The organism is Rahnella rivi (genome assembly GCF_019049655.1).
GTDB classification, from domain to species: domain Bacteria; phylum Pseudomonadota; class Gammaproteobacteria; order Enterobacterales; family Enterobacteriaceae; genus Rahnella; species Rahnella rivi.
The window spans coordinates 66,170-82,862 of sequence record NZ_JAFMOX010000064.1 but is presented as its reverse complement, the minus strand read 5'-3'; the positions used below and the strand labels follow the sequence as shown (position 1 = coordinate 82,862).

Sequence of the window (16,693 nt, the reverse complement as noted above, 5' to 3'; positions counted from 1 at the left end):
GAAATAGTGGCTTCTCTTTAAATTAACAAACCAAATAAAATAGGAATATTCATACTGCACGTTGTGCCCAATTAGGATTGAAGCGATATAAACTAGGATTTTTCACATGCAGCAAGAAATAATAACATAAGTGATTAATCATAATCATAAATCACTAATTGCTAGCAACGATAGATACAATCACATTGATAGAAATTAACATTTTAAACGCCTTGATAATTTAAAATGAATAATCAATTCATTCCAAAGAATGCCCCGTTGTGGACGTTTCATCATGGTTGAAGTGAAGACGTTACTCACCCCACTTTGGGCGGAATAAGATATGCAAAAAGACAATTAAGTATAGAGTTCACTGACATCTTCCATTTCGCGTTGTTAGATTCCTGATATAAATCATGGTGACTAACTCAATTGAAGCCATCGAGAGTATCGATATGTGAAAGCTTTACTCTGTACTCTAACAAAGTCTTAACTTTAAATTTGGTCATGGCTGATCTTAAATGTAAACTCACAGTCTTTGGGTTAATGCCTGTAAATTGACTAATATCATATTGATTTAGTCCTTTACTCAATAGTGAAGACACACGCATTTCATTACAGGTCAAGGGGGCCAAACCCGTCTTTGTAAACAAAGATTTTTTTGCTCCTTCCGTGCCAAACACTAGCACACAAAAAATCTGAGCTAACTTCTCCAGTTTGACATCCATCGGAATACACGAAACGAGATCGTATCCTGTAATACCGGTGAGTATGTGTGTCATTGAGTCAGAACAAAATATTATTGCAGCGTGATTCTTTTTTTTCTTAAGAATTTGTTCAGGTATTTTCTCATATATAGCCTTAGAAGACAGAACTATGATGTCAACGACAAAATAGTCAGCGAGCTCTAATTCGAATGGAATGCCATTATTAACAGGCAATTTAACTGATGAACATATGTCCTTAAAGATTTCTTGTAATTCTATTTTAAAAAAACGATCTTCACAATGAATAGAAAATAAACAACTCCCAATTACAAACATAATCAGACCTAGTTATTGAATTTAATCTTGATATAAAATAAAATATCCGCAGCATGGCTAGAATGCATATCGTAATTAAAAAAAACACTTTAACCATCATGCATATAGAATATTTCCCATATCATTAATGAACGCCAAAAGGGAATGCTAAGTATTTCTATCTCAGAATTTTACATTACTGTTCCTGACAGGATAGTAGTGAGTGATGTTTATCATGACACTGTTTAACTAAACAGCAGTCTAACAACATCAAAGATAAAAACTTAATCCACTATTGATAACGATTTATAAATCTTTAAGATTACTGAGCCCTGCCTGCCTTACAGAACTCCGCACGTATTTATATTATTAACGCATTGTTAGTCATAAATTTAAAATCAATGTAATAATATTTCATTATCGTGTAAATTAATGTTTATGTTGGCGTTATGTATCTTGATGTGAGGAATAAGATATGTAAATTAATGAATTTTTGTACACTTAAAGTAGTTGGATGTAATTGGACATGGTTTTTTATATTCTCCGGGAAAAAGGCTGGTATTCATTCAGACTCAAAGAAACATTATATTCATGAAGTCAGAGCAAGCTGAGATATTCCATGATGTAGTAGTTATCACTGTGCAAGCTTCAATAAAATTAGCGTATTAATAACCAGACATCACTGCGTTTTCTGCCCGGCTGCGGCCACCGAAGCCTCAGGGTTTATATCCAAACCCCATCCGGGGCATGGATTTTGTTTTTATGCGTTGTTTGACAGGCGACGACTGCGCCTGTTGACAGTTATAAAACCTTACACCCGCGAATGCCTGGGAATATGTGTGGGAAAGGATCAGCATTGGGCAGCAGTGGACAGAAGTGGCTGGGATGCTGACAACCACGCGCTCAGGCTCTTTTTACCGTATTTGCAGAGAATCGATACATAATGTTGCTAGGTTATTGATAAGAATAAGTAATGCCTATCAATGATTTTGCAGTACCACTCTTTAAGTCTTTGGATGTATCACGGACGTAACTAAATCCTAAAGTAAGTGCCATCGGAAGGTTTTTGTCAGAACCCACAACACCGCCGCTGTTGCCAATAAAATACTTAGTCTGGCCGGGGATATCTTTTGCTGAGCCATCAGGACCGAAAGAAAGCTGGGTTCCGGAAGAATTCGTTAATGTGAAACCTATACCCGAAGCTGTTGAATCAGAGGTTAAGGAGGTGATAGTGCTTCGATTAGCAGGATTATTTAAATCTGAAACTGAGTAATACAGTGCGATGCTTGGATCGCAAACAAGCGAGAATGTTACCTGCTGAGTATTTATTAATTGTGATGCAGCCGAATTGAGTAAAGAAGACATGGCCACAGCCCCCATGTCAACAGAAGCTGTCACGACATTTGGGGTACAAGTTCTAATTGAAGCTCTTACATTTGCGCTACCTGTACTGATATGAATAATTTCCTGGAGGGTATTTGTTTCATCGTAACATTCGAAACGGAACATTTCTTGCCCCGGAATTAAGGTATAGCCATCATTAGGGCGGTCTGAACCTTTCCAAATATACGAACCATAAGTAGTAGGTATTCCATTATAAACGCGTGCACCATTATCATAATTACCACTCCAGACAGTAGTTCTGACTGTTTGTCCGTAAGTTATCATCGCTGCATTAGATGACACATTATAAAAGGGAATTAGTGCAAACCCCGGTGCGCCAGTATCAAACAAATACATAACACTAGAACCTGCACTTGAATAAGTCTGACCTAAATAGCTTGCAACTGGAACGTAATCAACCCTTCTAAGGCTATAATTAATTGTATTGTTCGAACATATTTTTACCTGCCTGCCTATCCCCGAACCAGCTAAGACAGTAGCAAATGCCATGCTATCCGCAGCATTATTAATAACAATGTCCCCAGAAGTATAATTCCTCGAGTAATAAGACTCAACTACAGCAAGACCTTCTTTAGGAAAACAAATTAAGGTTAATACTATAAAAAAAGGGAACAAGTAAGTGCTTTTGTTCATGATTCATCCTTATAATCAACTATTAAAATTATTCATATGTATTTTTTTAAGTATTGAGTCATCATCGTCGACTACAAAAACCCAAAAATTACATTTCTTCAATTTGCAAAATTTACTTACATTGACTTTCCCTTCAGGAATTAAAGTTATTCTGCTATCTAATTTCTCAGTGCTCGGATATTTTATATTGATAGTCAAAACGAAATTGGAATGATTTCTTAACCAAAAAATGTCATTACCTTCCTTTACCAAGGCAAGGAGCGCAGGATCAAATTTTGAGAGATTATCATGTCTGTAAATCAAATTAAAATGTGACCTCAGTGCCAATGATATTGTACTGAAATCCTTCATTTTCTTTGAGTTGGGTATAAATGCAATAGTCAGTGAATATAGTTGGTCGGCTTTAATATTTTCTATTTTATCTGGGATCAGCATCTGTATATTAGATGTGTTCTTAGCAAGTAAAAATAAAGGAGGGGTTACGACAAAGCGACCTTCATCGTTTCCAGAAATATTGGTTTTGACTAAATAATCATTTTCATTGTCATTGATGATTTTTATAGGCAAACTTTTGGTATTTTGAGTAATTATAAAACGGGTTCCGACGACAGAAACACCTGCCAGAGAGTCCGCACTCAATATAATCAGAGACAATATTAAGATAAAAACTATTCTAGTCATAGGAGATTTCAAATGATGTGACGCCCGTGACTTTTCCGGGAGACATTTCGCCAGATGTTTTAACATAGGCAGCGTAGAAACTTAGTTTATTAATATCCGATGAATGAGTTAAATTAAAGCTACTAAAATTATTCCTGATGTCCAGGTTAGTTATATTCATGTCATATAATCCAATGGCTACACCATTTGCTTCACCCTCTGCACCAGAATTAATCTGAAGCAAATTAGGCATTTTCTCATCGCTAGCTCCAGTAAATCTCACGTTGGCTGTGTTAATTTCTAAAGGACAATTTTCAATTATTATATTAAATGGTGTGAGACCAAAAGGGACTCCTAAATTCTTACCATTTAAGAGTCCAGTCGTCATGTTAACAACGGAGTTATCGCTCCCGGAAGAAAGAGAGCAAGTTGATGAGCTCAACTTTGCACTGATATTTATAGTTATCTGCTCAGCACTACCTGGAAAACAGGTAAAAATAAAACCCAGACAAATTAAAAATTGTTTAATCATAATACATATCCAGGAAAAGTACTGATGACGCGTCACCAGCTGCAACAGGGACTGCGACCGCTCTGTATTGCAAGAAGAATTTTAAATTATATTTTTCGGTCGTTACAGGTGAACCCAGGGCTAACTTGGTATTCAAAGGAATTCGGTTACCTTTGTCATCTAATATTTCAATAGCAAGCCCTTGCGCAAGAGGTTCCGACATATCTGGCTGGCCCTTAATCTTTAGCAACGTCGGATCCAGTTCATTGGCCTCACCTGTAAATTGGTAAGAAATGTTGCTCGAAGTACCCAGGCAGTCTAAACCAATGTCTATCTCTTCCTTATTACTCACATTCCCTGGCGCTTTGAAGGCAGATGTATTCAAGTCAGAAAAAACAACATTCTTGGTGAGGTCTTCACTATTTACATTACAATTTTGATCTCTCAAGGCGCCATTGATACTCACCATCACATCAGCAGCGTAACTGCGTAGGTGTATAGCGTTGATCAGAACAAACAAGAACATATACTGGAAAAATTTAAGTTTCAATGCACATTCTCCTCAATGACATTCGACCTGAGTTCTATTTATTGTTCTGGATTTAAAATTCTCGTCATAATGTATTACAAATTTACAAGTGTCCTCATCATCCCATTTTACTTTATAGGTGGCATTGTTACTGACTCCAGTCAGATATACTGTTCCATCATCATTGGCAATAGCGAATGAGTTATTTCCTTCTTCGCTCACGATTGTTCCAAATCGTATAGGTTTGTTTTTATATTTAACCGAAACTAAGAAGTTATAGCCTCTTTTAACATCAAAAACTACTTTCGAGACAGCGCCTCGCGTTGGCGCCACTTTGATAACTCTGCCTTCTACATCAAAGTCATCACCAAATGTTAAAGGATCCAATTCAACATCATTATAATGATATGGCGATGCATAGGGGATAAGAGCATACCCATGCTTATCTATAGTAATGTTTTCTCCTGCCCGGTTAATTCTTGCTCCGCTAGCACCAGCAGCTTCAACCAGGATCGCAGTGTCATTCGCTTGTTGAGAGAAAACAATACCATTTTCATGTGCTAAAATAGAACCGCTAACTCCGTAATCTGCTTGTTTTGTTACAGGGGAGAATGTTAAACCTGATTTAAATCTTGCATAATCAGACCTATAATTAGCGGAAAGATATGTTGTATTGTTATCATGTTCTCTGTTAATACTTTGATTTATATTATAATCCATTCTATTGTCTAACGCAGTACCATACAAGCTTGTATTATTATTGTATGTTCCATCCTGTTTGTTATAAGTATAGCTATTGGAAATATATGCAATGTTGTTCCGCCCGCGACCGGAAAGGGGTATGGTAAAAGATACAAAAAACAAATTATTTTTTGTTTTATTGTACTCATATTTATTAAAACTTAAGGACAGCATCATGTTATTGAGTTTGTTAAAGGTTTTATTCCAACCTGCTTGAATGTTTTTCGATGTACCGCCGTTCCAATAATCCGTAGTATTACCCCATAGAGATAACTGCCCAAAATTGTTTAGATTTTGGGATATATTCCACTGATATGAAGCTTTCCTTGCACCGGAATAATTATAGTTCACTGACTCTCCAGTAAGCGGGTCAATATACTGGTTGTTATCTTTTTGAACCGCTTCATTAAGTGAGTAATAATTAGATGTTGAATATCTATAGCCGGTTATCTGTATATTTGTTCCAATATCCTGGAAAGACTTTGAGTACAACACTCTATAGGATTGTCCAACTTCTTTGTCATGCGCATCCTCAGTGTAATACGAATTGATGGCATCAAATGATAGCGCACCAATCCCACCTAAATCTTTTGCTAAACCGAGTCCTAAGGATCGATAATTTCCTGATAACTGAGTGCCACCATAAATTGTAGTTTCATGCGGCAAGCCAAATGAAGCAGAACCTTGAAAAAATGATGCTTTCCTGGCAGCCTGGAGATCAAGTTCGCCTGCTGTAGCAGAATAATTATATAGTCCCGTTTTTAACAAATTAGGCAATGTAGAGTAGGGAATTATAAAATTTTTAACAGTACCGTCTGCAGCAATGAGTTCTACCTGATAATCACCACTGCTACCTACCGGGTTCAAATCCTTAATATCGTAGGGGCCTGCATCAACATAAGTTTGGTATACAATTACACCATTTTGTCTAATTGTTAACTTAGAGCGGCTATCTGCTATACCTTTAATCGGAGGTGAATACCCTCTTTCACTTTCCGGACGCATTTCTTCAGATGTAGCCAGTGTAACACCAGTATAGGTAAGTGAATCAAATAAATTAGATCCTAATGAATTTTGACCTATGATTAGATTGCTTTTAAGCCCCTGAATAGCTCTGCTCGCAAAGACGTTATTTATCTTTTTTTCATTGTGATGACTTACACCGTAATGACTCTGATTCCAGTAGATATTACCATTAAAACGCCATGCTCCGTAGTTCAGCTTATTATTAAAGCTAAAATAAGACGATGAAAAATTGGAGTTATTTGTGTTTTTTGAGTTACTCCCGGTAAAGTCATAATTACTAATAAATACGGGAATACCATCATCCCAGTCTCTTACATCAGCCAGGCTAGAGCGTGTGGCATCAAGATATATTTGAGGTATAGATATTCTCAGAAGCAGCTTCGACATCTCGACCTGATACGATGAGCCACTAACATTTTTTTGTAAGTCTATGCATTTACTATTATCTCCAATAGCTCGCAATTTCTTTTTTAGACTATCGTTAAATGGCATAAGGTCAACTAACTCAGATGTGAAGCACGGTTCAACTTTTTTTTCCTTCGAATTCACTTCGACAAAACGAATTTTACTGTTCTTGATGAATTTGTCGCCTACATAAACATCAAAATAATAAACGCCAGGTGTAACGTTATTATTTTTAGATATAAATGATAAATCATGCAGAGAAGCTACATCACTACCTAAGAACAATGGATTGAAATAATCCTCAGCATGTACCTGAGCTATGCGTACAAAAAGCAAAGCAAATGTAATAAATCTTAAGGAATACATTTCTAGATCCAATCGTTTATTTTTTAAAATTAAGACTATAACTTGCAAGTATTATTATTGACTTGCACTCCATAATCGTTGATGAAACTATATTTTATTTCTGATCCTGATGATTTTATAGCAATGCTTACATTGCCAAATGGGGCAATGGTTTCCGCCTTAGAAACTTCTTTGTTATTGATGCTAACATTGACCATATTTACGTAGTATGGTGATGTGTTTTTAATTTGTAATGTTTTACCGTTGAGCTGGCAAGCGAGCGTTTTTGCAGCATCGCTCGCTTCGCTATTCAAATCATTTGGCCTTATGAATAATTTTATTTTTGTTGTAATTGAAACCAATAGCGAGTTATTAAGCTCTTGTTCCTCTTTACTTAAAGATGGGATCACTTTAGCATTGAAATAAAAAAGTTCCTCTCTGTCATTGGGTATTTTATTTTTATCACCAGCATAAACAATACGTAATACGCTGTCAGTATTTGCATTTAACACAAATAGTGGTGGAGTTACGATAAAGTCATCGACTTTATTTCCCTGCTTATCGGTAACCCAGGATTGGACGAGGAAATTATTTTTCTTATCGTTATTAAATATTTTTATCGCAGTTTGACTTTTATCTGCCGGGTATATTAAACGAGTAGCCCCTAACGAGACCCCTTCGGCGAAAGCAGGGGGCATAATAAAAGTTAAAATGAGTAAAATTAATAAATTAAATTTCAAGGTTTTCCCCTGGGATTATTCAATTATTAGCTGGTCTCGAGTACCAGCTAATATTATTATTTAGTTATAGGTAAGCATGAAATTTGCTACGGACTGAACTTTGCCAGCACCGACTACGGCTGCAGTGGAAACATAGTCCGCTGCAAAATTAATAGTCGATGTAGCGCCTTCGTTCAATGCTACTGGTGCGGTTTGTCCAGTACCTAGAGCTAAGGCTTCATTATTTGGCCCATAAATCTGCAACCCGACATTTGTTGCAGCGCCAGCGCCTGCATTATTTGCCAGAAGGTTAGGTGAAGTCGCATCAGCTTGTCCTGTGAAACTTACGCTAACATTTTTATATGTCGTCGTGTCGCAATCCTGTAAGGAAATGGTGAATGGTTTACGTGCATTAGCTACCTGGTCTTTAGCAGTAAATACGCTTGATCTCACAGTATCCAGATTAACAATTTTATTTGTGTCGTCACTGGCAACAGAACATGCGCCTTTAGTAATTTCTCCATTAAAAGTTACCTGGCCGCCAGTTGTTGTAACCGGATCAACTTCACCCTCAGCATAAGCAGCTGATGCTGAAATTAAAAAACCGAAAGCAAAAGCAGGTAGTAACACATTCTTCATTTTCATAAAATCTTCCTTGCTGTAATTACCAATGTTAAGTGTTGAGAACGCTAACCCCGGCAGAACAGTATTTCAGACATACCGGGAAGCGGAGCAAGTTTAAGGGTATCAATTCTCCAGAATCAAGCTGGTATTAATTCCCCTGTCATCCTTCACTGATGATATTTGTGGGTATAATCCTAAAAATATCATCTTTGGCAAATTAAGATTTTCCTCGATTTGGATTTTAAAAATATATTCAGATCAATAATTTTTCGTACAGTAAACATCCAGCGGTTAGGAGTAATCGCATTTTTCATGGTTTCTTAAGTTATATAATTAGTTATAACAACCTGTCTCACCTCATAAAACGTCAGAAATTAATTGTCAAAAACATTTATAAATAACTTTTTGTCATCTTTTTTGCCCCTCAATACTGCCTTATCACCTTTATGAAGCTATGAGTTGGGTGACATCATCCACATGCTGACCGAAATCATATCTATGGAACTGCTAAAGCCACCTTTTACAACTGATTGACTGTATCCAGAGGATGGAAATCGCTGATTTTATAAATGCTAAAGCCCGTGAGGATGAGAACTGTCATCTGAGGCAGTTTTCCCAAAGCGAAGACTGGTAGTTCAGGCACATAATCGGAGGTTTTGGTAGGATTCAGGCTGCTGTCACATAAATGTAATATCCCCGAATGATAGTAAAATTTGAAACTTGCCGATTTTTCACATCAAAAAATCATTCGCAACTTCAAAATAACCCACTCAGGGGAGAGGGATGTTATTTACGTTTCTGTGAACTATCACGTTAACTGAGAAATCAGTCGCGGTTATATCTGTATTTACACAAAGCCAAGGGGGGGGAAGTGGCAGACAGATGTAATCGCTATTCTGCTATCACAAGGTTTAGAGTGCCCGAAGCTGTAAACCACCATAGAGATAATAATCTAAATATAGAAATGTACAGACGGGCAGGGGACGTTGACAATTAATCAGACTGGATTTTTAACGCTAAATATAGATTAAACACTCGTTTCATGCCCATCAGTATCTTCCTCTTATTTTTTATAAGGTTTAGCAAACCAAACCAATAAAGTGAGTGTAAGAAAAACATAAGATGAAACAGAGAATATTTCATTCGCAGAAATCAGCAGTGATTGCTGAGTAATGGTCTGATTAATGTATTCCAGCGCCTGAGAAGTGCTTAATCCTGCCGTTTTTAAATTGCTGATATAATGCTCAAAAACAGGATTGGCAGAATTAATATTTTCTGTTAACTGGGTGTGATGCACCGATTCTCTCCGGCTCCATAACGTCATCGTCAAAGATATCCCTACAGAACCTGACAGAGTGCGCAAGAAATTACTCAGGCTTGTAGCACTGGCTAATTTATCGTAAGAAAGTCCTGCTAAAGATATTGTTGTTAAAGGCAGAAAGAAGCACGCAACCGCGAACCCTTGTATCAACTGCGGCCCAATAATTGACGTAAAATCGATCGTCGGAGTGAAAGTAACAGAACGCCAATGATAGCATATGAAATAGACCGTAAAGCTGAATGTAACCAGCAGTCTCATGTCTATGTTCTTATTGTAGCGACCAATGAGTGGAGCGATGATCAGTGGCATTATGCCTATCGGTGCGTAAGCTAAACCAGCCCAAACTGAAGTATAGCCATATACACTCTGTAAAAGTTGAGGCATCAAAACAATAGCACCGGAATAGATAAGATAGGCACAAACAATACACAAAATGGCGATGCTAAAATTCAGGGATTTGAAAAGACTTAAGTCAACCAAGGGGTTTTTATCTTTTATTTCATGCAGCACGAATAAGGGCAAAGTCACAACGCAAATTATTGTGAGCGTCACAATCGTGGAGGAGCTAAACCAGTCAAGGTCTTTGCCTTTATCCAGCATTATTTGCAGAGACCCCACTCCCAATACCAGCAGGCTTAGTCCGATCAGATTGAGTTTCACTGGCTGAGTGGCAGTTTCCCGGCCCTTCAGTAAGAAAGAACAAACTAAAACTACCGCGATACCCATAGGGACATTAATAAAAAAGATCCATCCCCAATGGTAATTATCGCAAATATAGCCCCCGAGAATAGGGCCAAAAATCGGGGCGATGATAACGGTCATAGACCAGATAGCTAAAGCGTAGGTGCGTTTCTCCGGGGGATAATTGCGCAGGAGCAGGCTTTGAGATAACGGAATGAGGGGGCCTGCGACTAATCCCTGAATGATACGAAAGAAAATCAGCATATCGAGACTGGAGGCCACTCCGCAACAAAACGATGTCATGAAAAAGAGTGTGACAGACATTAAAAAAAGACGTCGTTCTCCTAAACGCAACGAAAGTCGCCCCGTGACAGGAATCGAAATAGCATTCGCCACACCAAAAGATGTAATAACCCAGGTTCCTTCATCGGAAGAAGCGCCCAATGACCCGGAAATCGTTTGGATCGCCACATTCGTTATTGTTGAGTCGAGCATTTGCATAAAAGTCGCCATTGCCAGCGCAATAGTGACAAAAATTAGGGTGCTGCCTTTCAGCGGCGGGAGTACTGATGATGAACACGCCATTATTGTGCCCCGTTTCGCGCAATAATCCCGGTGATCACACTTTCAATTCCCCGTGTTTCGACCACAAGCGCCTTACTGCTTAAGGCGGGGGTTGAGATAACATGTTTTGAAAGTGTTTCATCACCCACCTCATTTTGACCGCTGGAATAGAGCTTCGCCGTCGTGGAGAGACCAATTCGCAAGGGATGTTCAAGCAGTTGCGCTGGATTGAGTGCGACCCGCACTGGTACGCGCTGAACGACTTTAATCCAGTTACCTGTGGCATTTTGCGCAGGCAGGAGGGAGAAACTACCTCCAGTTCCCATATTTATCCCGGTGACATGTCCTTCATATGGGACTTCATCTCCGTAAATATCACTGATAATGGTCACTTTCTGGCCTAAAGAAACGCCGCTAAGCTGGGTTTCTTTGAAGTTTGCATTAACCCACATTTGTTCAACAGGAATGACTGACATCAACGTTTGCCCGGCAGAAACAGTCTGACCAACCTGCACATTTCTTTCTGCGATATACCCTGTCACCGGGCTGCGGATCACCGTACGTTGCAAAGTGATCCACGCCTCTCGAACGGCATCTGCGGCCTGCAAAACCTGCGGTTGTTCATTAATGGGCGTATCAAGCAACAATGCTTTGCTGGCTTTATATTGCTGAATGGCTGCATCTAATGCTGCTTTTTGGGAGGACACCTTATTTCGATAATGTTCAAGCGCCATTCTGGCAATCAATGCATCATGGCTCAGTCCGTTTTGACGCTCGTAATCAGTTACCGCCTGGCTGTACGCAATTTTTGCCTGACTGACATCTGCTTCAAGCTGGTCATTCTGAAAGGCAAGTTGTTGTGTTTGCCTGACAACATACGCCAGGTTATGTTTAGATTTTTTATAAGCGAGTTGTGCATCGGTATCATCAAGAACCGCCAGCACATCACCTTCCTTTACAAATTCGGTGTCAGTATGATTAACCGTAATGACACTTCCATTAATGAGCGCTGATACCGGATTTATGTTTCCTGCTACATAAGCATCATCCGTAGTTTGCACGTTTCCCCGAAAGAGATATCTATATGCTAAGGTCACGAGGGAAATTGTTATAATCATAATAATAATGCTAGTGATGACTATTTTTTTATTCTTAAAATCTATTTTCACCGGATATATCCACAATAATTTCTTGATGTCGACGCTGTCAGACATCAATGACAAAAAGGCAGAACTCAGTAAAGAGTTTAACTTCCTGATAACTTGGGTTTAAGCTGCACGTTCTGGAACTATTAGATAATAGAAAGGCATGGTATTTATAGAAGAATGATTCGTATTCTTTGTAGAATTTTTCTTACGTATGTAATCGATGGCTGAAATAATTAATCTAAAATTAACAATATTAAAACAATATATTGCTGAATGCGTATAGCTCTCATCTTTAACTATGCCCTCATTTATATTGCGTTTATATTCACTCCCATAATAAATGTTAGAATGTTTTTCATGTGGCAACCTCACTAATTAATATTTAACGACTCGCATATTTCAATTGTAAATGTCGTAATATGTATTTCTCATATTTTCTCGGACACAGGAAATTTGAAGGAATTGATGTTTAATTTTTGTTAAATCAAAGGATGATGATTTAATAATGAAGGCAATAATCGTAGACGACCACCCTATCGCACTCATCGCGATAAGAAATTTGCTTAATGCAAATGGAATAGACATTTTGGCAGAACTGGATGAAGGGGGAAACGTCGTCAATAAAGTCGAAACGCTAAAACCCGATCTTCTTATCATTGATGTCGACATCCCTGTACTAAGCGGTATCGAAGTGCTGGAGCAATTACGTAAGCGTCGTTATTCAGGGGCTATTATCGTCATTTCGGCTAAAAATGAAGTCTTTTATGGACAGCGCAGTGCAGAATTAGGAGCAAATGGATTTGTCAGTAAAAAAGAAGGACTTAATAATATTATGTCTGCAATTGAAGCTGCCAATAATGGTTACAGTTATTTCCCTTTCACGCTGAGTCGTTTTTATGGCGAGACAACAAGTGAACAAGGCAAACTGGATTCACTTTCCATGCAGGAAGTAAAAGTTTTCAGATATATGATTAACGGTACTGATTATACCAGTATCGCCAGTAAAATGAACATTAGCAATAAAACAGTTTGTACCTATAAAAGACGTTTGTTAGAAAAGCTTAACTGTAATTCTTTGATGGATCTTTTTAGTTTTGCGCAAAGAAATAAGCTTGGATAAACTCATGAAGATTTTTGCGTTTATACTTTTAATTGTGCTATTCCCTGTAAATGCGGCCACGGTAAAGAATATTGAAATTAAAAATAGTTTTATTAATAATTTTGAGAGGGTCAAATTAAGTAAGGATGAAATACGCCTGATTGCCCGTAAACAGAGTCTGGTTATTGGTACATGGACGCCTGAGATTTCACCCGTTGTTTACGATAGCGTTGACCATTATTACAGAGGAATTAATGCTGATTATCTGGCGTTAATGCAAAAGAGCCTGGGTGTTAAGATCACTATTACACTGTATAGCAGCGAGGCCGAAGCACTTGAAGAACTCAGAAAAAACCACGTCGATATGCTGCTTACCCCATTGACGCGTAAAGCCTATGAAGAGGATGATTTACTGCATAGCTCGGCTTTAGTCAGAACCTATCCGACGCTCGTGACATCCTTAAAAAACGCGATGCAGCCTTTATCAACAGATAAAACGGTCACTATTGCATGCTCTGAGTCATGCCCTCCTGCCGGGAGTATCAAAGCTGACTTCCCTAATGCAGTGATTAAATATTATGATACTGATTATCTCGCCATGTCATCAGTATCAGATAATGAAAATACTTACTTTATTGGTGATAACATCTCCACTGGTAATTATATTTCTAAGTTTTTTCCTCAGTCACTCTCAGTGATACGTTACTTTCTTCAGTCAGATCTGGATAATCACTTCATTTTTAATTCTGAACAAATCATACTCTGTGAAACTATCAATAACTTTATTCATGCAATATCAAATGAAACAAATATTCAGATTACACAAAACTGGCTAGACAGAGGGAACCTCTCATTTTTAAATAAGCCAATTTCATTAACTGGCCGAGAGAAGAGTTGGCTTAAAAAACATAAAAAAATACGTGTGCTTGTCAACCCATACTATCCTCCTTTTACAATCACCAATCACGAGAATGAAATTCGCGGCATTATGGGTGATATCTTGAATCTTATCCAGATACAAACCGGTATGGAATTTGAACCGGTATTTACTAATTCAAATGCTGAAATGATTAAGATAATGCTTAAAGGGGAGTGGGATCTGATCCCCGCCGCCACTTATAGCAGTGAAAGGGTAGATCATATTTCATTCAGTGATCCTTTTATGAAAGTCCCTTTTGTCCTGGTAACGAAACTAAAACGAGCAGTGGATACTTCGCTCAAAGATATTACTCAGGTCGCAATACCTTCTCACTTTACCATTGACCGTCAACTCAGGGATAAGTACCCACAGGTAAAATGGATCTTAGTAGAAAACACCAGCATTGCTATGAATATGGTGAATAAAGGTGAGGTTGATGCAGCAGTGACAACTCAATTATCAGCACGCTATATCATCGATCACTATTATCCTAATGCATTAAATTATATGCGCCTCTCAGATATGCCGCTTGCACCAATCAGTTTTGCCTTATCCAAAAGCGATCCTGAATTGAAATCCATTTTAAACAAAGCTCTTATGTCGATTCCACCGCGAGAGATACTTCAGTTGACTGAAAAATGGTCAAAGATGCCTAAAGTTCAGATTGAAACCTGGAACCTATACAGCAAGCAATTTTATCTCGTCATCGCGTTAGCCGGAACACTGATTATAAGTAGCCTGATTTGGGGAATTTATCTGTTAAGTGAAGTACGTAAACGTAAAGAGTCCGAGCGTCAGTTGGAAATTCAGCTTCAGCTGAAAGAATCTCTTTCCAGCGCACTTGAAGAGGAAAAAAATAAAGCGATTCTTGCAACGGAAGCAAAAAGTCAGTTTCTCGCCACGATGACACATGAATTGCGCACTCCTGTCAGCTCCATTGTGGGTTTCTTAGAATTACTGGACGGTCATAAACTCGATGATCAACAACATCGGGAAGCTATTTCACAGGTATATTCCACAGCGCAATCATTGTTAGGGTTGATCGGCGAAATACTTGATGTTGATAAAGTGGCGTCAGGTAAATATCAGATTCACTACCAAAGAACCGATGTTAATAAACTGATTCTTGAAATATGCCGCTCTTTTGAGGGGATTACACAGAAAAAAAATCTTTCATTAAATGTTAATATTACTCTTCCCAATGATATACAGATACTCGTTGACCCTCAGGCACTCAGGCAGATTGTGAATAATCTCATCAGTAATGCTTTGAAGTTTACTGATAAGGGTTGGGTTCAGGTGTGTGTGCATCAGCATAGGTTTAGCGACTATCAAACCGGAATTCAGATCCTTGTCAGTGATACCGGATGCGGTATTTCCCAGGACGAACAGGCGACACTTTTTACGCGTTACTCCCAGGCCAGGTCCGGACGTTTGCAAACCGGGTCGGGCTTAGGGCTGGCGATATGTAAAGAGCTCGTTTCGCTGATGCATGGCACACTCACGATGGATAGCCAGCCCGGCAGCGGAACGACTCTTACCCTCAACTTACCTGTGGAAATATGTGCGCCACAGCCAGACATTTCCTCAGTACCTCAAAGTGAGCCTTTAGCTCTCGCCCCTCTCTCTATTCTGATAGCAGATGACCATCCAGCTAACCGCCTGCTGCTCAGGAGGCAATTACAAAATATCGGTTATGAGGTGCATGAAGCCAGTGACGGGGATGTGGCAGAGAAAATGCTAGGGAGAATGCATTTCGATTTGTTGATTACTGACATTAATATGCCGGGCAAAGATGGAATTACACTTTCTAAAGACATACGAAAAAGCCATCCCACTTTACAAATTTGGGGACTGACGGCAAATGCTCAGGAGCACATGCGAGAGAAATGTTTGCAAAGCGGGATGAATCTCTGTCTTTTTAAACCCGTTTCCCTGGGAACTCTGACCAATGAACTCAATAAGCTTGCGCGGGGGCGTCCGGTTACACCTGCGATTTCTCATCTCAATGTGGATGTACTTAATCGCAACACTGGCGGACAAAAGGATCTGCTCAATGAGCTGATTCAGGTTTTCTATCGTGAAGCTAAGAAGGATCTGGCTGAAGCTGAGAAGGCAATCACAGTGGGCTCTTTCAGCAAGTTCAGGCAGGCCATGCATCGCCTTCATGGTGCTTCTCAGCTTCTCGAAATAGCAGAACTTAAAACAATTCTTGTCCCTGTTGAAGCCATGGATGAGATTGAGTTGACGAATGAATATTGTCTGTCAGTGCTGAAATCAGTCAGAAGCATTTTGCAGGACGTCAGTGAAGAGATCACCATTATTTGCCCGGCAGACATTCAAGAACTGCCAGACAGATAATA

General features: G+C 38.8%; 12 protein-coding genes. 2 read left to right on the top strand and 10 right to left on the bottom strand.

What is annotated here, in order from left to right; translation table 11 throughout:
- Positions 1–407: 407 nt before the first annotated feature.
- The 10 genes from J1779_RS18135 to J1779_RS18090 form a co-directional block, all read right to left on the bottom strand.
- On the bottom strand, positions 408–1,022 hold the full coding sequence (locus J1779_RS18135) for a helix-turn-helix domain-containing protein (protein WP_217204454.1): 615 nt from the start codon (positions 1,020–1,022) through the stop codon (positions 408–410).
- 933 nt (positions 1,023–1,955) lie between these two features.
- The gene (locus tag J1779_RS18130) at positions 1,956–3,038 is read right to left on the bottom strand and encodes a fimbrial protein (RefSeq protein ID WP_147243259.1); all 1,083 of its coding nucleotides are present in this window, start codon (positions 3,036–3,038) and stop codon (positions 1,956–1,958) included.
- A gap of 15 nt (positions 3,039–3,053) precedes the next feature.
- Positions 3,054–3,719 carry a fimbrial biogenesis chaperone gene (locus J1779_RS18125; RefSeq protein ID WP_159281388.1) on the bottom strand — a complete coding sequence of 222 codons (666 nt, stop codon included), beginning with the start codon at positions 3,717–3,719 and terminating at the stop codon, positions 3,054–3,056.
- Positions 3,712–4,230 carry a fimbrial protein gene (locus tag J1779_RS18120; RefSeq protein ID WP_217204453.1) on the bottom strand — a complete coding sequence of 173 codons (519 nt, stop codon included), beginning with the start codon at positions 4,228–4,230 and terminating at the stop codon, positions 3,712–3,714. Before J1779_RS18120 ends, J1779_RS18125 begins: the two co-directional genes overlap by 8 nt.
- Entirely contained in the window at positions 4,223–4,759 is a 537-nt protein-coding gene (locus tag J1779_RS18115; protein WP_113876266.1) for a fimbrial protein, read from the bottom strand. The genes J1779_RS18120 and J1779_RS18115 overlap by 8 nt, the downstream gene beginning before the upstream one ends.
- 12 nt (positions 4,760–4,771) lie before the next feature.
- Positions 4,772–7,276 (bottom strand): fimbria/pilus outer membrane usher protein, encoded by a 2,505-nt coding sequence (locus tag J1779_RS18110; protein ID WP_159281387.1) that lies wholly within the window; start codon positions 7,274–7,276, stop codon positions 4,772–4,774.
- Between the two features lie 35 nt (positions 7,277–7,311).
- Positions 7,312–7,995 (bottom strand): fimbrial biogenesis chaperone, encoded by a 684-nt coding sequence (locus J1779_RS18105; protein WP_238485216.1) that lies wholly within the window; start codon positions 7,993–7,995, stop codon positions 7,312–7,314.
- A gap of 60 nt (positions 7,996–8,055) precedes the next feature.
- The gene (locus J1779_RS18100; RefSeq protein ID WP_113876269.1) at positions 8,056–8,619 is read right to left on the bottom strand and encodes a fimbrial protein; all 564 of its coding nucleotides are present in this window, start codon (positions 8,617–8,619) and stop codon (positions 8,056–8,058) included.
- Positions 8,620–9,661: 1,042 nt separating this feature from the next.
- The gene (locus J1779_RS18095) at positions 9,662–11,185 is read right to left on the bottom strand and encodes a DHA2 family efflux MFS transporter permease subunit (RefSeq protein WP_217204452.1); all 1,524 of its coding nucleotides are present in this window, start codon (positions 11,183–11,185) and stop codon (positions 9,662–9,664) included.
- The gene (locus J1779_RS18090) at positions 11,185–12,333 is read right to left on the bottom strand and encodes an HlyD family efflux transporter periplasmic adaptor subunit (RefSeq protein ID WP_338019869.1); all 1,149 of its coding nucleotides are present in this window, start codon (positions 12,331–12,333) and stop codon (positions 11,185–11,187) included. Before J1779_RS18090 ends, J1779_RS18095 begins: the two co-directional genes overlap by 1 nt.
- Positions 12,334–12,817: 484 nt before the next feature.
- Between J1779_RS18090 and evgA the strand changes: the two genes are divergently transcribed.
- A complete protein-coding gene (gene evgA, locus J1779_RS18085; RefSeq protein WP_112289462.1) occupies positions 12,818–13,432 on the top strand; it encodes an acid-sensing system DNA-binding response regulator EvgA in 615 nt (204 codons plus the stop codon).
- Positions 13,425–16,691, top strand: coding sequence for a response regulator (locus tag J1779_RS18080; protein WP_217204450.1), 3,267 nt, complete (start codon positions 13,425–13,427; stop codon positions 16,689–16,691). Before evgA ends, J1779_RS18080 begins: the two co-directional genes overlap by 8 nt.
- Positions 16,692–16,693 lie beyond the last annotated feature (2 nt).